The 23,255-nt window shown below is 58.9% G+C and carries 16 protein-coding genes; 5 read left to right on the top strand and 11 right to left on the bottom strand.

Annotated features, from left to right (window positions below; all coding sequences use genetic code 11):
• Nucleotides 1-76 precede the first annotated feature (76 nt).
• The 9 genes from ACLH1U_RS15475 to lrp form a co-directional block, all read right to left on the bottom strand.
• Complete coding sequence (locus ACLH1U_RS15475; RefSeq protein ID WP_008805851.1) at nucleotides 77-1,225, bottom strand: MFS transporter; 1,149 nt, start codon at nucleotides 1,223-1,225, stop codon at nucleotides 77-79.
• A gap of 274 nt (nucleotides 1,226-1,499) precedes the next feature.
• Entirely contained in the window at nucleotides 1,500-2,363 is an 864-nt protein-coding gene (locus tag ACLH1U_RS15470; protein ID WP_023289013.1) for a dimethyl sulfoxide reductase anchor subunit family protein, read from the bottom strand.
• A gap of 1 nt (nucleotide 2,364) precedes the next feature.
• Nucleotides 2,365-2,982, bottom strand: coding sequence for a DMSO/selenate family reductase complex B subunit (locus ACLH1U_RS15465; protein ID WP_085550646.1), 618 nt, complete (start codon nucleotides 2,980-2,982; stop codon nucleotides 2,365-2,367).
• A gap of 10 nt (nucleotides 2,983-2,992) precedes the next feature.
• A complete protein-coding gene (dmsA, locus tag ACLH1U_RS15460; protein WP_044521912.1) occupies nucleotides 2,993-5,431 on the bottom strand; it encodes a dimethylsulfoxide reductase subunit A in 2,439 nt (812 codons plus the stop codon).
• Nucleotides 5,432-5,629: 198 nt separating this feature from the next.
• A complete protein-coding gene (gene serS / locus ACLH1U_RS15455) occupies nucleotides 5,630-6,922 on the bottom strand; it encodes a serine--tRNA ligase (RefSeq protein ID WP_085550645.1) in 1,293 nt (430 codons plus the stop codon).
• Nucleotides 6,923-7,013: 91 nt separating this feature from the next.
• Entirely contained in the window at nucleotides 7,014-8,357 is a 1,344-nt protein-coding gene (gene rarA, locus ACLH1U_RS15450) for a replication-associated recombination protein RarA (RefSeq protein WP_032455263.1), read from the bottom strand.
• Between the two features lie 8 nt (nucleotides 8,358-8,365).
• On the bottom strand, nucleotides 8,366-8,977 hold the full coding sequence (gene lolA, locus ACLH1U_RS15445; protein WP_085550644.1) for an outer membrane lipoprotein chaperone LolA: 612 nt from the start codon (nucleotides 8,975-8,977) through the stop codon (nucleotides 8,366-8,368).
• Between the two features lie 122 nt (nucleotides 8,978-9,099).
• Entirely contained in the window at nucleotides 9,100-13,380 is a 4,281-nt protein-coding gene (gene ftsK / locus ACLH1U_RS15440; protein ID WP_102003816.1) for a DNA translocase FtsK, read from the bottom strand.
• Between the two features lie 135 nt (nucleotides 13,381-13,515).
• Nucleotides 13,516-14,010: a leucine-responsive transcriptional regulator Lrp gene (lrp, locus tag ACLH1U_RS15435; RefSeq protein WP_000228469.1), complete on the bottom strand. Its 495-nt coding sequence runs from the start codon at nucleotides 14,008-14,010 to the stop codon at nucleotides 13,516-13,518.
• A 532-nt stretch (nucleotides 14,011-14,542) separates the two neighbouring features.
• Here lrp and trxB point away from each other — a divergent pair.
• The 5 genes from trxB to infA all read left to right on the top strand — a co-directional run bounded on the left by trxB (nucleotide 14,543) and on the right by infA (nucleotide 20,427).
• The gene (gene trxB, locus ACLH1U_RS15430) at nucleotides 14,543-15,511 is read left to right on the top strand and encodes a thioredoxin-disulfide reductase (RefSeq protein WP_002898019.1); all 969 of its coding nucleotides are present in this window, start codon (nucleotides 14,543-14,545) and stop codon (nucleotides 15,509-15,511) included.
• 114 nt (nucleotides 15,512-15,625) lie between these two features.
• The gene (gene cydD, locus ACLH1U_RS15425) at nucleotides 15,626-17,392 is read left to right on the top strand and encodes a heme ABC transporter permease/ATP-binding protein CydD (RefSeq protein WP_023289008.1); all 1,767 of its coding nucleotides are present in this window, start codon (nucleotides 15,626-15,628) and stop codon (nucleotides 17,390-17,392) included.
• Nucleotides 17,393-19,114, top strand: a complete 1,722-nt coding sequence (gene cydC, locus ACLH1U_RS15420; protein ID WP_023289007.1) for a heme ABC transporter ATP-binding protein/permease CydC — start codon at nucleotides 17,393-17,395, stop codon at nucleotides 19,112-19,114.
• Nucleotides 19,115-19,153: 39 nt separating this feature from the next.
• Nucleotides 19,154-19,855, top strand: coding sequence for a leucyl/phenylalanyl-tRNA--protein transferase (aat, locus tag ACLH1U_RS15415; protein ID WP_023289006.1), 702 nt, complete (start codon nucleotides 19,154-19,156; stop codon nucleotides 19,853-19,855).
• A gap of 353 nt (nucleotides 19,856-20,208) precedes the next feature.
• Nucleotides 20,209-20,427, top strand: coding sequence for a translation initiation factor IF-1 (gene infA / locus ACLH1U_RS15410; protein WP_001040187.1), 219 nt, complete (start codon nucleotides 20,209-20,211; stop codon nucleotides 20,425-20,427).
• Between the two features lie 122 nt (nucleotides 20,428-20,549).
• Here the strand turns inward: infA and clpA are convergent, their stop codons facing one another.
• Both clpA and clpS read right to left on the bottom strand, forming a co-directional pair.
• Nucleotides 20,550-22,829: an ATP-dependent Clp protease ATP-binding subunit ClpA gene (clpA, locus tag ACLH1U_RS15405; RefSeq protein WP_032455257.1), complete on the bottom strand. Its 2,280-nt coding sequence runs from the start codon at nucleotides 22,827-22,829 to the stop codon at nucleotides 20,550-20,552.
• A 30-nt stretch (nucleotides 22,830-22,859) separates the two neighbouring features.
• Nucleotides 22,860-23,177, bottom strand: coding sequence for an ATP-dependent Clp protease adapter ClpS (clpS, locus tag ACLH1U_RS15400; protein WP_002896520.1), 318 nt, complete (start codon nucleotides 23,175-23,177; stop codon nucleotides 22,860-22,862).
• Nucleotides 23,178-23,255: the final 78 nt, after the last annotated feature.

Here is a 23,255-nt window from a genome sequence, read left to right as displayed (position 1 = left end):
ATGCAAGACGGCTCTACTGCAGTAAGCACAGGCTATTAAAACGGATGACGCGCAGCATGCGCTGCGCGCTACAGCGTCAGGCGTGCGCCACCGGCGTTGGATGATGCCCGGCTTTGCGCAGCAGGGTCAGCAGATAGATAAACGACACGCTGGCGATCATAATAAACAGCAGGTTATCCGAGAAGTTCTGCATCAGCATCGCCGTCAGCGTCGGGCCCAGCAGGCTGCCGATGGTATAGCTCATCAACAGCGCCTGGTTCATTGCCACCAGCTGATGGTGCTCCACTTTTTCACAGGCCCAGGCCATCGCCACCGGATAGAGGGTAAAGCCCGAAGCGCCCAACACAAACAGCGCCGGCGCCATCGCCGCCTGGCTGAGCATCGCCATACATCCCAGAATCACCACAAAAACCTGCACCCGCAGCACCAGCAGGCGACCGTAGCGGTCTGCCAGGCGCCCTACCGGCCACTGGCCGAGGATCCCGGCGCTAACCATCACCGCCATCCAGAAGCCAATGCCGGCGTCGCTGACGCCCTGATGGTTCAGCCACAGCGGCATCAGACCATACAGCGAGCCGAGGACAATCCCTGAGATAATGCAGCCATTGACCCCGTGGCGCGCCTGGCGCAGCTTCAGCATCGGCCAGATACGTACCGTTTCATGCGGCTCTTCGGCCTGCCCCATGATGCGGGTAAACAGCAGCGGCAGGATCGCCGCCAGCGCCAGACCCGTCACCCACGGCAGGACGCTCATTAAATCGGTGGGGAGTTTACTGACCATCAGCTGGCCCAGTACGGTACCGACGTAATAGACCATCATGTACGCCGCCAGCAGACGACCGCGGCTGCGTGAAGTGCCGCTGCAGACCAGCGCGCTTTCCACCACCACCCAAATCATCGCGCAGCCTACGCCGGCGATAAAACGCCAGCTCAGCCACGTCCAGAAGCCCACGGTGATCCCCAGCCCTACGCAGCCGACGGCGAATATTAACGACGCGAGATAATAGCTGCGGTTAAACCCCAGGCGCTTGATCACCCAGCCGGCAAGCAACGTACCGGCCAGGTTGCCGGTAAAATAGGATGACCCCACCATGCCGACCTGCCAGGTTGGCATATTTTCATGAGCGAGCCAGAGCGGGACGAGCGTATTCAGCACCGCTATCGCCAGGGTCAGTAAAAGCAGGCCACAGAGCAGCATTTGCACTGGCCGGGTGTAGATGGTCATGGGTAAAAACCGTGAGGAATGTTCAGATCGCGAGCGCATCATGCCACCGCTAAAAACATTGTCAATCCACCTGAAATCAGGCCTGACGCGGTTTTGCCGGGCACGATAGAAGTTTTTTATCCACAGAAGGGATAAAGATGAGGCAACAGATAATACGCTGTTGTTTTTCTTAATTTATTAATAAATCTTGCTGTTAATTTCAGTCGAAAAATTTCATCTATCGACAGCACGTTTTCATCATGCCGGCACGCCTGCGCCGGCATGATGACGCTGATTAACTGGCGATAGCCATCCCGACGGTCATATGCAGACCATAGAATACGCCGCGGCCAATCATCTCTCCCGCCAGCACCAGAACAAACGCCAGGCCGAGCAGCGAGACCGCCGGCTTGCGGCCGCGGATCTGCGGCACGCACCAGCAGGCCAGGGCCAGCGCCAGCAGCACCACGCGCCAGGCCATAAGCAGCCCATAATCCGGCACCAGGGCGGAGGCCTGCTGAATTGAGCTGCGGATAGTGGCGAGTTCACTCCCCTGCATCAGGACCACCACGATACTCACCAGCAGCGCCAGTAAAGTGACCACCGGCAGCAGGCGCAGCGCCCAACCGTCGACGCCTGCGACGCGCAGCAGCAGGTAGCCCAGCAGCGGACCGCCGATAAATAGCGTCAGGAAGAAGCTCAGCGGCGTCCAGACGGTATACCAGGTCGGCACCGTGTCGATGGTGTTATAGACCCGCACCATCATCCAGACGAAGATCACCCCAAGCGCCATGGTTGCTACCAGCCACAGGCTACGCAGTCCGGCAGGCAACTTTTTACACACGGCCAGCAGCCAGCCAATCCCGCCGACGGCGAAGAAGATCGCCCCGCTGGCTATCTCATTACTCAGCGATGAGGCCCCTACGCGATTGAGCGAGTTAAAGGCCCGCAGCGGCGAACCGAGGTGCATTGTCGAGGCGATAAACCCGATCCCCATCAATACCCACAGGCCGAACATGCTACCCACCACGCGCTGCTCCTGCTCACGGGAGAGCTTGCCCGTCATGAGCGCCAGCGCCAGGACGATGAAGCCGCCCGCGACGCACTGGCCGAAGACCGTAAAGATCATCAGCGGCCATTCATGCCATCCGTTTCCCATCTTACACCTCCTTCGGGTTTGCCAGGTAACCGGTGGTATCGCCACACGGCCGGGCATTGGTGTTAGGTTTGATCACGATGCTCGGCCGGGTAAAGTGCGCCGAAGGCAACGGCGCCACCGCCGCCAGCTGGCCGTGCTTAGCGCGCAGTTCGGCAATCGGCCCGAAATCCAGCGCCCGCAGCGGACAGGACTCGACGCAGATCGGCTTTTTCCCGTCGGCGACGCGCTCGTGGCAGCCGTCACACTTGGTCATATGGCCTTTGTCGGCGTTATATTGCGGCGCGCCGTAAGGACAGGCCATATGGCAGTAACGGCAGCCAATGCACACCTCTTCGTTGACCACCACAAAACCGTCTTCGCGCTTGTGCATCGCTCCGCTCGGACAGACCTTGGTGCAGGCCGGATCTTCGCAGTGGTTACAGGCGATGGAGAGGTAATAGGCGAACACGTTCTGATTCCAGACGCCGTTATCCTCCTGCCAGTCGCCGCCGGCATATTCATAAATGCGGCGGAAGCTGACCTCCGGGGTCAGATTTTTGTAGTCCTTACAGGCCAGTTCGCAGGTCTTGCAACCGGTGCAACGGGCGGAATCAATAAAAAATCCATACTGAGTTGTCATCGGTTACTCCTTACAGCTTCTCAACCTGGACGAGGTTGGTATGCGACGGGTTCCCCTTCGCCAGCGGCGAGGGGCGCTGGGTGGTCAGCACGTTAATGCTGCCCGCCTGATCCACGCGCGAGGCGTCCGGGTTATACCAGGCCCCTTCCCCCAGCGCGACCACGCCCGGCATCATGCGCGGGGTCACCTTCGCTTCGATATGCACTTCCCCACGGTCGTTGAAGATGCGAATGCGATCGCCGTTGGCAATACCGCGCTGGCGGGCATCGATCGGGTTAATCCACATCTCCTGCCGACAGGCAGCCTTCAGTACATCGACGTTGCCGTAGGTTGAATGGACGCGCGATTTATAGTGGAAGCCGGTCAGCTGTAGCGGGTATTTCGCCGTCAGCGGATCGTTGTAGTTTTCGAAGCCCGGGGTGTAGATCGGCAGCGGATCGATGACATCGCCTTCCGGCAGCTCCCAGGTGGCGGCGATTTTCGCCAGCGCCTGCGAATAGATTTCAATCTTGCCCGAAGGCGTGGTCAGCGGATTAGCCTGCGGATCCTCGCGGAAGGCTTTATAAGCCACATGGTGCCCTTGCGGATCGCGCTGCTTATAGATGCCCTGCTGACGGAAGGTGTCGAAATCCGGCAGGTCGGGAATCGCTGTACGCGACTGCTCATACAGATAGCGCATCCAGCCTTCCTGGGTACGGCCTTCGGTAAATTTTTCCTCGACGCCGAGGCGCTTCGCCAGCTCGCTGGTCATCTCATAGATAGTTTTGCATTCGAAACGCGGCTTGATGGCCTGGTCGGCAAAGATGACGTAGGACATGTTGCCGCAGGAGGCATCCAGCGCGAAATCCATCTGCTCAGAGGCGGTGCAGTCCGGCAGCAGAATATCGGCGTATTTCGCTGACGAGGTCATATGGCAGTCGATGACCACAATCATCTCGCACTTCTTGTCGTCCTGCAGGATCTCGTGGGTGCGGTTAATCTCTGAGTGCTGGTTGATCAGGCAGTTGCCCGCATAGTTCCAGATCATTTTGATCGGCACATCGAGCTTATCTTTGCCACGCACCCCATCGCGCAGGGCAGTCATTTCCGGGCCGCGCTCAATCGCATCGGTCCACATAAACATCGATATGCTGGTCTGAACCGGATTCTCCAGCGTCGGCATGCGCTCAAACGGCAGGCTGTAGGAGCCCTCGCGCGCGCCGCTGTTACCGCCGTTGATCCCGACGTTACCGGTCAGAATGGCGAGCATCGCGATAGCCCGGGTGGCGATTTCGCCGTTGGCGTGACGCTGCGGCCCCCAGCCCTGGCTGATATAGGCCGGTTTGGCGCTGGCAATTTCGCGCGCCAGTTTAACAATGCGTTCGCGCGGAATACCGGTTATGGTCGAGGCCCACTCCGGCGTTTTGGCGATACCGTCGGCGCCCTGGCCAAGTATCCAGGCTTTATAGTGGCCATTGGCCGGGGCATCGGCAGGCAGAGTTTTCTCGTCGTATCCCACACAGTATTTATCGAGGAACGGCTGATCGACCAGATTCTCGGTGATCATCACCCACGCCAGACCCGATACCAGCGCCGCATCGGTACCGGGGCGAATCGGGATCCATTCATCTTCGCGTCCGGCGCCGGTGTCGGTATAGCGCGGATCGATAATGATCATCCGGGCATTGGATTTCTGGCGCGCCTGCTCAAGATAGTAGGTCACCCCGCCGCCGCTCATCCGCGTTTCGCCTGGGTTGTTGCCGAACAGCACCACTAACTGGCTGTTTTCAATATCCGACGGGCTGTTGCCATCCGCCCAGCCGCCGTAGGTGTAATTCAACCCTGCGGCAATCTGCGCGGATGAATAGTCGCCGTAATGATTGAGATACCCACCGCAGCAGTTCATCAGACGGGCAATCAGGGTTTTCCCCGGCGGCCAGGAGCGGGTCAGCGTGCCTCCCAGCGTGCCGGTGCCGTAGTTCAGATAGATGGACTCGTTGCCGTAGTCTTTAATCAGGCGCTGCGTCGTGCTGGCGATGATATCGAACGCCTCTTCCCAGCTGATTTGCTCGAATTTACCCTCACCGCGTTTGCCTACGCGCTTCATCGGATATTTCAGCCGATCGGGGTTATAAACCCGGCGGCGCATAGACCGCCCGCGCAGGCAGGCGCGCACCTGATGCAGGCCGTCATAGTTATCGTCACCGGTATTATCGGTTTCGACGTATTGAATCGCGCCATCCACCACGTGCATGCGCAGCGGGCAGCGGCTACCGCAGTTGACGGTGCAGGCGCTCCAGACCACCTTCTCACTGGCCGGGGCAGGCGTGTCGGCGGCGTGGGCCATACGGGAAAAGGGTAACGTTAGTGCGTTGCTGGCCAGCGCCAGGCCGCCTATTGCCGTGGTTTTCATCAGACCACGGCGGCTTACCTCAGCAGCCAGTAAAGCATCGGGGGCTTTAATTTTCATGGATACTCGCTTTGGTTGCTCACAATAAACTGACAAGCGCTATATAGTCATATATATAAGGCTTTGAAATATTATTGGTTTTTTATGCTGGTTTAATCCAAAGGGAGTATCACTGCATTCGCGGATGGGATTATTGCCCGGTATCAATAAGGATGTAAAAAAAGCGCCCGCAGGCGCTTTTAAGGGAGAAGGTAAAAATTAACCGATATATTCGAGGCCGCGCATATACGGGCGCAGGATTTCCGGGATCTCGATACGGCCATCAGCCTGCTGATAGTTTTCCATCAGCGCCACCAGGGTACGACCGACCGCCAGGCCAGAACCATTCAGGGTATGAACGAGACGGGTCTTCTTGTCGGACTTACTGCGGCAGCGAGCCTGCATACGACGCGCCTGGAAATCCCAGACGTTGGAGCAGGAAGAGATCTCACGGTAGGTGTTCTGCGCCGGGACCCACACTTCGAGGTCATAGGTTTTGCAGGCGCTGAAGCCCATATCGCCGGTGCACAGCGCGACCTTACGGTAAGGCAGGCCCAGCAGCTGCAGCACTTTCTCGGCGTGGCCGGTCATCTCTTCCAGCGCCGCCATCGAGTCTTCCGGACGGACAATCTGCACCATTTCAACTTTATCGAACTGGTGCATACGGATCAGACCGCGGGTGTCGCGACCATAAGAACCTGCTTCGGAACGGAAGCACGGCGTATGGGCGGTCATTTTTATCGGCAGATCGTCTTCATCGATAATTTCATCACGCACCAGGTTGGTCAGCGGCACTTCCGCCGTCGGGATCAGCGCGTAGTTGCTGCTGTCAGCCTCTTCTTCCAGCGGACGGGTATGGAACAGGTCGCCGGCGAATTTCGGCAGCTGACCGGTGCCATACAGGGTGTCCTGGTTAACCAGGTACGGGACATAGTTTTCGCTATAGCCATGCTGTTCAGTGTGCAGATCCAGCATGAACTGCGCCAGGGCGCGGTGCAGACGGGCCAGCTGGCCTTTCATCACCACGAAGCGCGAACCGGTGAGCTTAACGGCGGCGGCAAAATCCAGCCCCCCGTGCATTTCACCCAGCGTCACGTGATCGCGCACGTCGAAATCGAACTGGCGCGGCGTGCCCCAGCGGCTGACTTCAACGTTGTCGTTTTCGTCACGGCCAACCGGCACGTCATCGTGAGGAATATTCGGGATCGCCAGCGCGATATCGCGGATTTCCGCCAGCAGCGCTTCCAGCTCGGATTTTGCGGCATCCAGCTGTTCGCCGAGTATGTTCACTTCCAGGCGTAATGGCTCGATGTCTTCCCCGCGCGCTTTCGCCTGGCCAATGGATTTCGATCGGGAGTTGCGCTCCGCCTGCAGGTTTTCCGTTTGCACCTGCAGAACTTTACGACGCTCTTCAAGCGCGCGAAGTTTATCTACATCCAGCTTAAAGCCCCGGCGTGCCAGTTTTTCTGCGACTGCGTCTGGCTCGGTACGCAGCAGATTGGGATCGAGCATGCTTATCCTGTGCTTATCGAATTAAAAAAAGAATAGTGGCCGCAGACTACGACCACGGAAATAGTGTAATAACCTTACCGCAACGCCTCAATTAGCGGTAGCGTTTTATCGGGCTATTTTGATCCTGTTCAGCGAGCCAGGCGAGCTTTTCGCCAATTTTGCCCTCAAGCCCCCGGTTTGTCGGGCGATAATAGCGCGTTTGCGCCATTTCCTGCGGGAAGTACTGCTCACCGGCGGCGTAGGCGTTAGGTTCGTCATGAGCGTAACGATACTCCTGCCCGTAGCCCATCTCTTTCATCAGCTTCGTCGGGGCATTGCGCAGATGCACCGGAACGTCATAGTCCGGACGGTCTCGCGCGTCGGCCAGCGCCGCTTTAAAGGCGGTGTAGACCGCATTGCTCTTCGGCGCGCAGGCCAGATAGACAATGGCCTGGGCAATCGCCCGTTCGCCTTCCGCCGGCCCGACGCGGGTAAAGCAGTCCCACGCCGAAATGGCCACCTGCATCGCCCGCGGGTCGGCGTTGCCGACGTCTTCCGAGGCAATCGCCAGACAACGGCGGGCAACGTACAGCGGATCGCCCCCGGCGGTGATGATCCGCGCGTACCAGTAGAGCGCCGCGTCCGGCGCGCTCCCGCGCACTGACTTATGCAGGGCGGAAATCAAATCGTAGAAACGGTCGCCTTTATTATCAAAGCGCGCGCTGCGCTCGCCGGCGATCTCGGTCAGCAGTTCCGCCTTCAGCACCCGCTTGCCCGCATCATCGCTCTCGGCCATATCGGCCATCATTTCCAGGGTATTCAGCGCCCGCCGCGCATCGCCGTTCACCAGTTCGGCGATGGCCCTGCGGGTCTCATCCGGCAAAACGATATCCTGGCCGCCGTAACCGCGGGTTTTATCGTGCATCGCCTGGTCAAGCACCTGCTCGATATCGTCGGTGGTGAGCGATTTCAGTAAGTAGACGCGGGCGCGGGAGAGCAGCGCCGAGTTAAGCTCAAAGGAGGGATTTTCGGTGGTCGCGCCAATAAAGGTGATGGTGCCATCTTCAATATGCGGCAGAAAGGCATCCTGCTGGCTTTTATTGAAGCGATGCACTTCGTCAACAAACAGAATCGTTCGTCGGCCGGCGTTGCGATTCTGCCGCGCGCGCTCAATGGCCTCGCGGATCTCTTTCACCCCGGAGGTCACCGCCGAGATCCGTTCGACATCGGCGCTGGCATAGCGGGCGATCACTTCCGCCAGGGTAGTCTTGCCGGTGCCCGGCGGCCCCCAGAGGATCATCGAATGCAGGTGCCCGGCTTCGATCGCCCGCGGCAGGGGTTTGCCCGGCGCCAGCAGGTGCTGCTGGCCAATATACTGCGCTAAATTTTCTGGCCGCATGCGAGCGGCCAGAGGTTGAAACGCGTTGTCGGAAAAATCGAGCGACAGATTGCTCACTTTCGCCTCTACTTACGTTGATCGTCCACCGTCACCCCTTTCGGCGGCGTAAAGGTGAACTTAGATGCGTCGACGGCGCCGTTCTGCTGCGTTTTCAGCTGATAGCTGCTGCGCTGATCATCCTGCTCGACGGCGCTGAACTGATGGATGGTGCCGTCCCGACCGACGTTGATCGTGAACTGTTTCAGGTTGCCGCTGCCGCTTTTCGGCGTCAGCACAAAATCATCGCCGTTTTGTTTGATATTGTACTGCTGCCAGTCGCTGGACTGGTTGCGGGCAATCAGCATAAACGGCGTGTTGCTGGTGGCGTCTTTCAGCCAGGTCGCCGTGGCCTGCTCGACGAACGGGTTATAGAACCACAGGGTTTTACCATCCGAAACGAGGACGCTCTCATCCGGCTGGGTCATATGCCAGTTAAACAGATTCGGGCGTTTTACCCACAGGTCGCCCTGTCCGTCCTGCACGGCGTTGCCGCTGCCGTCGGTGACTTTTTGCGTGAAGCTGGCATGGAAGCTGCTCACTTTATCAAGACGGCTTTTTAAGTCACTGGCCGCATCTGCCCAGACCTGGCTGACGACCATACCAGACAGTAATGCACAGGTGATTGCGAGTTTTTTCATTGTTCTTCCTTAATGTGCGTCACTCCCGACGCGGGAGCCTCTTCTGCCCCTAATGTAGGACCGCTGACGGCGGCGGGACAGAAGAATTGGCTGATTTTGCGCTTATTTACCCAACTTTGCACTCATTCAAAGGGCGGCGGCGCCAGTACTTCGCGGTTACCGTTATGGCCCTGCTCGCTGACAATGCCCTGCGCTTCCATCTGTTCGATAATACGCGCGGCACGGTTATAGCCGATGCGGAACTGGCGCTGCACCCCGGAAATCGACGCTTTACGCTTCTCGGTCACAAAGCTGACCGCCTGATCGAACAGCGGATCCAGCTCTTCACCACCGTCGAAGCCACCGCCGCCGCCTTCGCTTTCGCTGTCGGAGGTAATGCCGTCTACATACTGCGGACGACCGCGGGCTTTCCAGTCCTGAACCACGGCGTGGACTTCCTGGTCGCGAACAAACGCCCCATGGACGCGCACCGGCGTGGTGGAGTTCGGCCCGGAGTAGAGCATGTCCCCCATCCCGAGCAGCGATTCCGCACCGCCCTGATCCAGAATGGTACGCGAGTCAATTTTGCTCGACACGGTAAAAGCGATGCGCGTCGGAATGTTGGCCTTAATCAGACCGGTAATGACATCCACCGACGGACGCTGCGTCGCCAGCACCAGGTGGATCCCCGCCGCACGCGCTTTCTGCGCCAGGCGAGCGATCAGCTCTTCCACCTTCTTACCGACGGTCATCATCAGGTCGGCGAATTCGTCCACCAGCACCACAATGTACGGCAGCTTTTCCAGTACCGGGTGCACGGCGTCCATACTGTCGCCTGGCTTCCAGTACGGATCCGGGATCGGACGCCCCATGCGCGCCGCTTCTGCAATCTTCTCGTTATAGCCCGCCAGGTTACGCACGCCCAGCGCCGACATCAGCTTGTAGCGACGCTCCATCTCGTTGACGCTCCAGCGCAGCGCATTGGCGGCGTCTTTCATGTCGGTAACCACTTCCGTCAGCAGGTGCGGAATACCTTCGTAGACCGACAGCTCCAGCATTTTCGGGTCGATCATGATGAAACGCACATCTTCCGGCTGCGCCTTGTAGAGCATGCTGAGGATCATGGCGTTGACGCCGACCGACTTACCGGAACCGGTGGTACCGGCCACCAGCAGGTGCGGCATTTTCGCCAGATCGGCCACCACCGGATCGCCGGCGATGTCTTTACCCAGCACCACGGTCAGCGGCGACGGGTTATCACGGAACTTGCTGTTGTCGAGCACTTCACGCAGGTAGACGGTCTGGCGCTTTTTATTCGGCAGCTCAAGCCCGACATACGGTTTACCCGGGATCACCTCCACCACGCGCACGGCGACCGTGGACAGCGAACGCGCCAGATCCCGTGACAGGTTAGAGATTCGCGCCGCTTTGACGCCAGGCGCCAGATTCAGTTCGAAGCGGGTGATCACCGGCCCCGGCGAGTAGTTCACCACATCCGCTTTAATGCGGAAATCGGCGAGTCGCGCTTCCACCAGTCGTGCCATCTGCTCGAGAGCAAAGGTATCCACCGGCTCGACTTCACTGGGCGGCGGCGTAAGCAGATCCAGCGACGGCAGCGGCGTCGTCGGCTTTTGCAGCGGTCGACTATCGCCATTGCGCATCAGCAGCGGGTGGATCAGGCTCTCCTGCGGCGCAGGCGCGGCAGGCTGATGCCCCTGCGGGGTAACCGGTTGGTGCTGCGGCACGGACTGCGGCGCAGTCTGGTAAGGCTGCGGCGGCACTGGCTGATGATGTACCGGCTGGTGCTGCGCAGGTTGATAACCCTGCTGCGGAGCGGCGGCCGGTTGTTGATAGTGCTGGGCTGGCTGCTGCGGCTGTACTTCAGGTGTCGGCGTAAACAGCGGCTCGCTCGGCCCCTCATTGACCAGAGTTTTCATCGGCGAGAATTCGTAATCCGCCGGCGAGAACGGATTGGCGCCCGGCGGCTGCTCGGAGGCGTAGCGCTGCTGCTGGGTGGCGGCAAACTGGCGCGCCAGCTCCGCTTCCGCCGCGGCGTCGGCATCATCGTCATCAGTCGCGTTATCGTCTTCCCAGCGATGGCCATAGCGCTGCTGTTGAGTGGCGGCGAACTGGCGAGCCAGTTCATCCTGCTCCATAGCATCCGCTTCCTCATCAGAGATCAGCCCATCATCATAATGGGGGTCTCGCTCTGCCTGCCGCGCGCGCTGTTCTGCTTCACGCTGCGACGGTAGCTTGATGCCGTAGGAGGCCAGTTCCCGACGCGTCGGGACGCGAACACGATTAGGCCGCGGTAGTTTTGGACCAATGCCCTCTTTCACCTGTACCCGCGGTCCGCTGGAGGCCGGGCTGAACAATGGCGCCGTCGCTGCGGACGCGGCGGTCGCCGTCGTCGCGGCCGCTGAGCCGCCGCTGGCAGCCGTTGCCTGATGCACCCCGGCCGCCACCGCAGAAACCACGGTTGACTCCACGGGCGGTTTGGCCGGGGCGGCTGGCGGCGTCAGCGGTTTGGTGGCGATCGGGCTTTCCGGCTCCGGAATAGGCTGATACCAGGAAGCCAGCAGCTCGCGTTCGCGCGCCCGCTTCTCTTCCACTTCCTCGAAGTAATAGAGCGGCGGACGTTTCACTTCTTCCTGCACGGCCTCAGGCTCTGGCTGCGCGGCAGGTACCGGCGCGGGCTCAGGCTGATACGCCTGCGGCGCGGGCTGGCCGGCATGCGGATCGTAACTCGGCTGCTGATAAGGCGCAGTCTCGGGTTGATACCCCTGCGGCGCGGTCTGGCCGGCATACGGATCGTAAACCGGCTGCTGATACTGTGCAGGCTCGGGTTGATACCCCTGCGGCGCGGGCTGACCGGCATGCGGATCGTAAACCGGCTGCTGATACTGTGCAGGCTCGGATTGATGCCCCTGCGGCGCAGGCTGTTGTCCGGCATATGGATCGTAAACCGGCTGCTGATACTGTGCAGGCTCGGGTTGATATCCCTGCGGCGCAGGCTGTTGCCCGGCATATGGATCGTAAACCGGCTGCTGATACTGTGCAGGCTCTGGTTGATACCCCTGCGGCGCAGGCTGTTGTCCGGCATATGGATCGTAAACCGGCTGCTGGTGCGGCGCATGCTCGGGTTGATACCCCTGCGGCGCAGGCTGTTGTCCGGCATGCGGATCGTAAACCGGCTGTTGATACTGCGCCGGCTCTGGCTGATACGCCTGCGGCGCGGGTTGCCCCGCTGGCGGCTGATAAGCAGCCTGCTGGAACGGGGCGGGTTCAGGCTGGTAGGCCTGCTGCGGCGGATAGCTGGCTTCTGGCTGATAAGCCGGCGCAGCGCCCTGATGGCCCGCCGTCGACTCGCCCCACGCCTGCGGCGCGGCAGTGGCCGCCGCCGCTGCGCCCACCGGCTCAGCGATACTGTGGCCGTTCAGCAACGGATCGTAAGGGTCGAAATCGCCCGGGCGCGCGGCGCTGGCGCCGGAAAATAGCACATCATTCTCTGCGGGACGCGCGGCGCTGGCGCCGGAAAACAGTACATCGTCGGCGGCGACAGGCGCACCGCTGGCGCTGTACTGCACGGCCTCTTCCCCGTCGTCCATCCGTTTGCCGGAGAAAAGCGCCGCGTCGGTTTTACGCCCCATAGGGTTGGTAAACTTCTCGGCCAGACGTTTACGCCGCGCCAGCGCGCTGCGCAAGATGCGGGCCCGACGCGACTCCTGGGGGGTTGCCGCCTCTTCGTCGTCGTACTCTTCATCGTCGTCTTCGTATTCGCCTTCATCGACCCAGGTATCATCCCGACGGGTGCGGTTGCTGGCAAAGGTGAGTACGGACAGGATGCCGCCGCCCAGTTTTTCCGCAATGCTGACCCACGACCAGCCGGTAAACAGCGTCAGGCCGGCCGCCCAGATGCACAACAGAGCGATGGTGCCGCCGCTGCTGTGCAGCAGCGGTTGCAGGGTGGTGCTCAGCAGGCTGCCAATCACCCCGCCAGAGGCGAAGTACCAGATATCATCGGCGTTAATCGCCGCCAGACCGCAGGAGGTCAGGATCAGGGCTAACGCACCGATGAGACGCAGAGAAACGGCGAAATAATCAATGTATTCGTCGTTTTCCTGATGCCGCCAGGCAAACCAGCATCCGCCGATGATGATCACCGGGATGGTATAGGCCATGACGCCAAAAATGAAAAACAGGGTATCGGCAAGCCACGCGCCGGGGGCGCCGCCTAAATTATGAATAGGCTCATGCCATGCCGTTTGCGACCAGCTTGGGTCCGAGGGGTTAAAGCTCAGTAATGCCGCCATCAGCCAGATGGCGAAGAGGGAGCAAAGGATGAGCATCGCCTCAAGGAGTCGGCGCCCGCTGCTGAGTTTGGTAAGTTTGACTTCTTTGTCTTCGGTGTATTCCTGGCTCAAGAAAGGCTCTCCAGGTATCAGGCTGTTTCCTGCCTGCTGCTAAAACGGACAACAGCGCCGGGTCTCCCCGGCACTGTTGCTGTATGGATTAACAGGAGTGTAATCAAACTACGTCGAGTTTGCACCTGTTCCGTGTTAGCGCGTCTTAATAACCAGACGATTACTTTGCTTGACTTCTTCCATTACCACATAGGTACGGGTGTCGTTAACGCCCGGCAGGCGCAGCAAGGTCTCGCCCAGTAATTTACGATACGCTGACATATCCGGTACGCGGGTTTTCAACAGATAGTCGAAATCACCGGAAACCAGATGACACTCTTGAATTTCTTCAAGTTTTTGCACTGCGGCGTTAAATTGCTCAAACACATCCGGTGCGCCACGATTCAGAGTAATCTCAACAAATACCAGAAGTGATGCATCCAGATAATGCGGGTTGAGCAGCGCCGTATAGCCCTGAATAAAACCCTGTCTTTCAAGACGACGCACACGCTCAAGGCAAGGCGTCGGAGAAAGTCCCACCCGTTTAGAAAGCTCGACGTTAGAAATTCGCCCATCTTTTTGCAATTCATTCAGGATGTTACGATCAATGCGGTCGAGATCTTTGCCAGGGCGCTTCTTGCTATCTACCATTATTATTGTCTCTCTGTATTCCTTCCCTACTCCTGTTCCGGCTCTGTGCCTTCACTGCCAGAGCCCATCCTGTTATTACCCGTACGACATTAGGTAACCCAGGGGTACGTGAGAAGCCCGTTGCCTGACGGCAGTCACCGATATCACGCATGGCGTCTGTCCACACCATGCGTAGATTTCGTTAACCCGGATAAAAATGGCATTTGCGTGCATGAAAATTCGCCGCACGCCAAATACTGCTTTTCTTCTTCCTTGAATGTTTTCGCAAAAGCACAGGGGATTGTCAAAGCAAAACATCGATTTTTAGTACAAGATGCCAGATATTCATCATCCACCCTGGTTGATTCTCATTTTTTCGTCTTATAATTGTCCCGCCAACAGTAGAAATAGTTATATTCCTTGCCGGGAAAATCGCCAATTCATCGGCCGCTTCTATTGCACACATCGTTAACAAAATCGCTGCGCTCTTTTTTTACGACAACAAATTCCCTACAATCTCAGCCCAATGTATGCCAATTATTATGGGGATCTCATGGGCACAGCCAAACACAGTAAACTGCTTATTCTTGGTTCTGGACCTGCGGGATACACCGCGGCGGTCTATGCCGCGCGCGCCAACCTGCAGCCGGTGCTGATCACCGGGATGGAAAAAGGCGGTCAGCTGACCACCACGACGGAAGTGGAAAACTGGCCAGGCGATCCGAACGATTTGACCGGTCCGCTGCTGATGGAGCGCATGCACGAGCATGCCGCGAAATTTGAAACCGAGATTATTTTCGACCATATCAGCCGCGTCGACCTGCAAAACCGGCCGTTCCGTCTGACCGGCGACAGCGGCGAATACACCTGTGACGCGCTGATTATCGCCACCGGCGCTTCAGCCCGTTACCTGGGTCTGCCTTCCGAAGAAGCCTTCAAGGGCCGCGGCGTTTCCGCGTGCGCCACCTGTGACGGATTCTTCTATCGCAACCAGAAAGTGGCGGTGATCGGCGGCGGCAACACCGCGGTTGAAGAGGCCCTGTATCTGTCGAACATCGCCTCTGAGGTACATCTGATCCACCGTCGCGATTCCTTCCGTGCGGAAAAAATCCTCATCAAACGCCTGATGGACAAAGTGGCAAGCGGCAACATCGTGCTGCATACCGATCGCACCCTCGAAGAGGTGACCGGCGACCAGATGGGCGTCAGCGGCCTGCGTCTGCGCGATACCAAAAACAGCGACAACGTCGAGTCCCTGGAAGTAGCCGGTCTGTTTGTCGCCATCGGCCACAGCCCGAACACCGCCATCTTTGAAGGTCAGCTGGAGCTGGAGAACGGCTACATCAAAGTGCAGTCCGGTATCCACGGCAACGCGACCCAGACCAGCATCCCGGGCGTGTTTGCCGCCGGCGATGTCATGGACCATATTTATCGTCAGGCTATCACCTCCGCCGGCACCGGCTGCATGGCGGCGCTGGACGCTGAACGTTACCTCGACGGTCTGGCTGACGCGTGCAAATAATCTTTACAAGTCAGTAACAAAGGTAAAGAAGGCGACGAAAAGTCGCCTTTATTTTTGCCGCGATGTAACATTGCCGTGCCCAATATTCCCATAACGACACCTGCTAAGCGCGCAATGAATAAAACCCGTCAACAAGAGTTAACCCGCTGGTTAAAACAGCAAAGCATTATCTCCCGTCGCTGGTTGATGATTTCCCGCCTCCTCGGCGTGGCGAGCGGTCTGCTGATCGTGGCGCAGGCCTGGTTCCTGGCGCGGATCCTGCACCGGATGGTGATGGAGAATATTCCTGCGACCGCCCTGCTGCTGCCGCTGACCCTGCTGGTGCTGACCTTTGTGCTGCGCGCCTGGGTGGTCTGGCTGCGTGAACGGGTCGGCTTTCAGGCCGGACAGCATATTCGCTATGAAATTCGCCGCCAGGTGCTCGACCGTCTCCAGCAGGCGGGCCCGGCGTGGATCCAGGGTAAACCGGCCGGCAGCTGGGCGACGCTTATCCTCGAGCAGATCGACGATATGCATGACTATTATGCCCGCTACCTGCCGCAGATGACGCTGGCGGCCTGCGTGCCGCTGCTGATCGTTATCACTATTTTCCCGATCAACTGGGCCGCCGCGCTGATCCTCCTCGGCACCGCGCCGCTGATCCCCCTGTTCATGGCCCTGGTTGGGATGGGCGCCGCCGATGCCAACCGGCGTAACTTCCAGGCGCTGGCCCGCCTCAGCGGCCACTTCCTCGACCGTCTGCGCGGCATGGAAACCTTGCGTATTTTTCACCGTGGTCAGGCCGAAACGGATAATATTCGCGACGCCTCGCAGGACTTTCGCCAACGCACCATGGAAGTCCTGCGCCTGGCGTTCCTCTCCTCCGGAGTACTGGAGTTTTTCACCTCGCTCTCCATTGCGCTGGTAGCGGTTTATTTCGGCTTCTCATACCTGGGCGAGCTTAACTTCGGCCACTATGGCGCGGGCGTCACGCTGATGGCGGGCTTCCTGACGCTGATCCTCGCCCCGGAGTTTTTCCAGCCATTACGCGACTTGGGCACCTTCTACCATGCCAAAGCCCAGGCCGTCGGCGCTGCGGACAGTCTGAAAACGTTTATGGAAACCCCGCTGACCCAGGTGGAGCGTGGCGAAAAAACCTTAAATGATAACGATCTGATTGGCGTGGAAGCGCGCGATCTGCTGATTAAATCCCCCGACGGGAAAGTCCTCGCCGGGCCGCTGAATTTTTCACTGCCTGCAGGCGCGCGGGTGGTGCTGGTGGGACAGAGCGGCTCAGGGAAAAGTTCCCTGCTGAACACCCTGCTCGGCTTTTTGCCCTATGAAGGTTCGCTGAAGGTCAACGGCGTGGAGCTGCGCGAGCTGGACGCCGATCGCTGGCGTCGCCTGTTAAGCTGGGTGGGGCAGAATCCCCAGCTTCCTGCCGCCACGCTGCGGGAAAATGTGCTGCTGGCGTGGCCGGAAGCCAGCGATGCCCAGCTTCGGCTGGCGCTGGACAAGGCCTGGGTGAGCGAGTTTATCGCTCTGCTGCCGGATGGGATCCATACCGCCGTGGGCGATCAGGCGGGCCGTCTGTCGGTCGGCCAGGCGCAGCGTATCGCGGTCGCCCGCGCGCTGTTGGTGCCGTGCCGCCTGCTGCTGCTGGATGAACCCGCCGCCAGCCTCGACGCCCATAGCGAACAACGGGTCATGCAGGCGTTGACCCACGCCTCCACCCAGCAAACCACGCTGCTGGTTACCCATCAGCTTGAGGGACTGGCGGACTGGGATGCCGTCTGGGTGATGCAGAACGGACAGATTATCGAACAAGGCGACTACGCCACGCTGGCCCGCGCCGGCGGGGTCTTCTCGGCGCTGTTGGCCCATCGTCAGGAGGAGATTTAAATGCGCGCGCTCTTACCCTATCTGGCACTGTATAAACGCCACAAATGGATGCTGCTGCTCGGCATCGTACTGGCTATTGTGACCCTGCTGGCCAGTATCGGCCTGCTGACGCTCTCCGGCTGGTTTCTCTCCGCCTCTGCGGTGGTGGGCGTCGCCGGGATCTACAGTTTTAACTATATGCTGCCCGCCGCGGGCGTCCGCGGCGCAGCGATTATCCGTACCGCCGGACGCTATTTCGAGCGTCTGGTCAGCCACGATGCCACCTTCCGCGTGCTGCAGCACCTGCGCGTCTTCACCTTCAGCAAACTGCTCCCCCTCTCTCCGGCGGGGCTGGCGCGCTTTCGCCAGGGGGAACTGCTCAACCGCGTAGTCGCCGACGTCGACACCCTGGATCATCTCTACCTGCGGGTCATTTCGCCGCTGGTCGGCGCGCTGGTGGTGATTGTGGTGGTGACCTGCGGATTAAGCCTGCTCGATGTTACCCTCGCGCTGACGCTCGGCGGCATCATGCTGGTGACCCTGCTGGTTATGCCGCCGCTGTTCTATCGCGCCGGTAAACCGGCCGGAGAGAGTATGACCCAGCTGCGCGGTCAGTATCGGCAACAGCTTACCGCCTGGCTGCAGGGCCAGGCGGAGCTGATGGTGTTTAACGCCAGCGACCGCTATCGCGCGCAAATGGAAAAAACCGAGCTCAGCTGGCAGGACGCGCAGCGTCGCCAGGCCGAGCTGACCGCGCTTTCACAGGCGCTAATGCTGTTAATTGGCGGAATCGCCGTGGTGGCCATGCTCTGGCTGGCCTCAGACGGCGTCGGCGGCAACAGTCAGCCCGGGGCGCTGATCGCCCTGTTCGTCTTCTGCGCCCTGGCGGCTTTCGAAGCCCTGGCGCCCGTCACCGGCGCTTTCCAGCATTTAGGTCAGGTGATCGCCTCCGCGCTGCGGATCTCGCAGATCACTGACCAGCAGCCGGAAGTCTCCTTCGTTGAGGGCGAGGCCAGCAGGCCTGCGCAGGTGGCCTTAACCTTCAGGCAGGTCACCTTCCGCTACCCGCAGCAGCCCTCCCCCGCCCTGGAGAACATCTCCCTGCAGATTGCCGCCGGGGAACATATCGCTATTCTTGGCCGAACCGGCTGCGGAAAGTCGACGCTGTTGCAGTTGCTCACCCGCGCATGGGATCCGGCGCAGGGAGAGATATTGCTCAACGACCAGCCGCTGTCCGGGCTGAGCGAAGCCACCCTGCGGCAGTCAATGAGCGTGGTGCCGCAGCGCGTGCATCTGTTCAGCGCCACCCTGCGCGACAACCTGCGGCTGGCGGCGCCTGAGGCTGATGATACACTGCTCTGCGCCACCCTTGAGAAGGTAGGCCTGGAAAAACTGCTGGAAGATGGCGGACTCAACGGCTGGCTGGGCGAAGGCGGACGCCAGCTTTCCGGCGGCGAACTGCGCCGGCTGGCCATCGCCCGCGCGCTGCTCCACGATGCGCCGCTGATGCTGCTGGATGAACCGACAGAAGGTCTGGATGCCGCCACCGAAAGCCAGATCCTGCATCTGCTGGCGGAAGTCATGCGCGAGAAAACCGTGCTGATGGTCACCCACCGCCTGCGAGGCCTGGCGCGTTTTAATCAGATAATAGTCATGGACAACGGCCAGATAATTGAGCAAGGTAGTCACGCGGAGCTGCTCGCTAAACAGGGCCGGTACTTCCAGTTTAAACAGCGTCTGTAGGCTATTATCTAATTTTTGCTGATGCGTATTGAGGTTAAAATGCGTCTGGTTCAGCTCTCCCGGCATTCTATCGCCTTCCCTTCTCCGGAAGGCGCCCTGCGTGAACCTAACGGCCTGCTGGCGCTCGGCGGCGATCTAAGCCCCGCGCGTCTGCTGATGGCCTATCAGCGTGGTATTTTTCCCTGGTTTTCCCCCGGCGACCCGATCCTCTGGTGGTCGCCCGATCCCCGGGCAGTGCTTTGGCCGGAACAGTTCCATCTCAGCCGCAGCATGAAGCGCTTTCATCAGCGCTCCCCCTACCGCGTCACGCTCAATCATGCCTTTGGCGAGGTGATTGAGGGCTGCGCCAGCGATCGTGACGAAGGCACCTGGATAACCAGCAGCATCGTTCGCGCCTATCACCAGCTGCATGAGCTGGGCCATGCCCACTCCATTGAAGTCTGGCAGGAGAATACCCTGGTGGGGGGAATGTACGGCGTGGCGCAGGGGGCATTGTTTTGCGGCGAGTCGATGTTCAGCCGGGCGGAAAATGCCTCTAAAACCGCGCTGCTGGTATTTTGCCAGGACTTTGCGCAGAGCGGCGGTAAATTAATTGACTGTCAGGTGCTGAACAACCACACCGCGTCATTAGGCGCAGTGGATATTCCCCGCCGCGATTATCTGGACTATCTCTCGGTATTACGCGGCTACCGTCTACCCGAGCGATTTTGGGTACCACGGGTGCTATTTCCGGGCGGATAATAAAATGTTTTCAGCACATTTTGCGTCAGGATGGTATAATTGCGCGGTAGAGTAGCTTCTGCCTGTTGCCCCGCCGCCGTTTGGGAATAATAAGAGTCAGATAACGCCCATCGTTCTGTCACTCCCCTTTACGTTTGCGCCTGTCACGCGGCATGGCCGTGTGTGTCCCGGGCAATGCGCCAAAACTACTTCGGCGATTCATACCCGTCATATTTCCATTGCCGGCGTGCTGACTGCGCGCCTTGCGGTAAGGTGAATGATTCAGGGTAGACACGTAAAACTTTACTTACATGATGAACTTCGGCATTATCTTGCCGGTTCAAAACTACGGTAGTGATACCCCAGAGGACTAGATGGCCAAAGAAGACAATATTGAAATGCAGGGCACCGTACTTGAAACGTTGCCTAACACTATGTTCCGCGTAGAACTGGAAAACGGTCACGTGGTAACCGCGCATATCTCCGGTAAAATGCGTAAAAACTACATCCGCATTCTGACGGGCGACAAAGTGACTGTTGAGCTGACCCCGTACGACCTGAGCAAAGGCCGCATTGTCTTCCGTAGTCGCTGATTGTTTTCGCCACTAAGGCGTCAGATGCTGAAGGCCGGGATAATTCCCGGTCTTTTCATTTCTGCCGCCAGCCAGCAAAAAAAAACCGGCCAGTGGCCGGTTTTTACATGCAAGATATCGCCTTAGTGGGCGGCTTCCGGTTTGTGCTTCGGCGCGCTCTGGAAGTCGTAAGTCAGCGTATTTTTCACGCTGTCCAGAGAGACCGTCACCTGCCCCCCGTCGACCAGCGAGCCAAACAGCAGCTCGTTCGCCAGCGGTTTTTTCAGGTTGTCCTGAATGACGCGTCCCATCGGACGTGCCCCCATCGCCCGGTCGTAGCCTTTTTCCGCCAGCCAGTCGCGCGCTTCCTGGCTGACTTCCAGAGAGACGCCTTTCTGATCCAGCTGAACCTGCAGCTCGACGATAAACTTGTCGACAACCTGATGGATCACCGTGGTGGAGAGGTGATCGAACCAGATAATGTTGTCGAGACGGTTACGGAACTCCGGCGTAAAGATCTTCTTGATCTCATCCATTGCATCCGGACTGTTGTCCTGCTGGATAAGGCCAATCGATTTACGCTCGGTTTCCCGCACCCCGGCGTTGGTGGTCATCACCAGCACCACGTTGCGGAAGTCCGCTTTACGTCCGTTATTATCGGTCAGCGTTCCGTTATCCATCACCTGCAGCAGCAGGTTGAACACGTCCGGATGCGCTTTTTCGATCTCATCAAGCAGCAGCACCGCGTGCGGATGTTTAATCACCGCATCGGTCAGCAGCCCGCCCTGATCGAAGCCGACGTAGCCCGGAGGCGCCCCGATTAAACGGCTGACGGTATGACGTTCCATATATTCGGACATATCAAAACGCAGCAGCTCGATACCCAGCGCCTTCGCCAGCTGCACGGTCACTTCGGTTTTCCCCACCCCGGTCGGCCCGGCGAACAGGAATGAACCCACCGGCTTGTGCTCATGGCCCAGCCCGGCGCGCGCCATTTTGATGGCTTCCGTCAGCGCCTCGATGGCCTTATCCTGACCAAAGACCAGCATTTTCAGTCGATCGCCAAGGTTTTTCAGCGTATCGCGATCGCTGCGGGAGACGCTCTTCTCAGGGATCCGCGCAATGCGCGCCACCACTGACTCGATATCCGCCACATTAACCGTTTTCTTACGCTTGCTGACCGGCATTAAGCGCGCCCTCGCCCCTGCCTCGTCAATCACGTCAATCGCCTTATCCGGCAGATGACGATCGTTAATGTATTTCACCGCCAGCTCAACCGCGGCACGCACCGCCTTGGCGGTATAACGCACATCGTGGTGCGCTTCGTACTTCGGCTTCAGGCCGTTGATAATCTGGACGGTCTCTTCCACCGACGGTTCGGTAATATCAATTTTCTGGAAACGGCGGGCCAGCGCACGATCTTTCTCAAAGATGTTGCTGAACTCCTGGTAAGTGGTGGAGCCAATCACCCGGATCTTGCCGCTGGAAAGCAGCGGTTTGATCAGGTTAGCCGCATCGACCTGACCGCCAGACGCCGCCCCCGCACCGATGATGGTGTGGATCTCATCAATGAACAGGATGCTGTTGGTATCCTGCTCCAGCTGTTTGAGCAACGCTTTAAAGCGTTTTTCAAAATCGCCACGGTATTTCGTCCCGGCCAGCAGAGAACCAATATCGAGCGAGTAGATGGTGCAGTCAGCCATGACTTCCGGCACATCGCCCTGCACAATACGCCAGGCAAGGCCTTCGGCGATGGCGGTTTTACCGACGCCGGATTCCCCCACCAGCAGCGGGTTATTTTTACGCCGACGGCACAGAACCTGAATGGCGCGCTCCAGCTCTTTTTCACGGCCGATCAGGGGATCAATGCCGCCGACGCGAGCAAGCTGATTGAGGTTGGTGGTGAAGTTTTCCATACGTTCCTCCCCGCCGGCTTGCTCTTCATTGCCAGGCTGGCTTCCGCTGTTATCGGAAGACTGGCTCGGCTCGTCTTTGCGTGTACCATGAGAAATGAAGTTCACCACATCGAGTCGGCTCACTTCATGTTTACGCAGCAGGTAGGCGGCCTGCGACTCCTGCTCGCTGAAAATCGCCACCAGCACGTTGGCGCCGGTCACTTCGCTGCGGCCAGAAGATTGCACGTGGAAGACGGCGCGCTGCAGCACACGCTGGAAGCTCAGCGTCGGCTGGGTGTCGCGCTCTTCTTCCGTGGCTGGCAGGACGGGTGTGGTTTGTTCGATGAAGGCTTCAAGTTCCTGACGCAATGCCACCAGGTCCACTGAACACGCTTCCAGGGCCTCACGGGCCGAGGGGTTGCTTAGCAGAGCCAGCAGCAAGTGCTCGACGGTCATAAACTCATGACGGTGCTCGCGCGCTCTGGCGAAAGCCATATTTAAACTGAGTTCCAGTTCTTGATTGAGCATAGGCACCTCCCCCAATTTTCATGCCTGTATTCAGGCTTTTTCCAGCGTACACAGCAATGGATGCTCGTTCTCCCTCGCGTACTGATTCACCATAGCGACTTTGGTCTCCGCCACTTCCGCGGTAAACACGCCACAAATCGCCTTACCTTCATAGTGAACCGTGAGCATCAGTTGCGTTGCACGTTCAACATCATAAGAAAAGAATTTTTGTAACACGTCAATAACAAACTCCATTGGAGTGTAGTCATCATTGACCAATATCACTTTATACATAGATGGCGGTTTAATCGCATCACGAACTTCGTCGTCAACCAGGTGCTCGAAGTCCAGCCAATCTCTCTTACTCATCGTCAGTGTTCATCATCGGTTGCTGTTGCCAACAGGCGGAGGCCTGTCGATGACCAGAGGTTATGCTCATCACAAATC

It is taken from the genome of Klebsiella sp. 1SOBk5mer (genome assembly GCF_046603115.1).
Classification (GTDB): domain Bacteria; phylum Pseudomonadota; class Gammaproteobacteria; order Enterobacterales; family Enterobacteriaceae; genus Klebsiella; species Klebsiella quasipneumoniae.
Note: the sequence above shows the minus strand (reverse complement) of the source record. Positions and strands in the feature narration are given on the sequence as shown.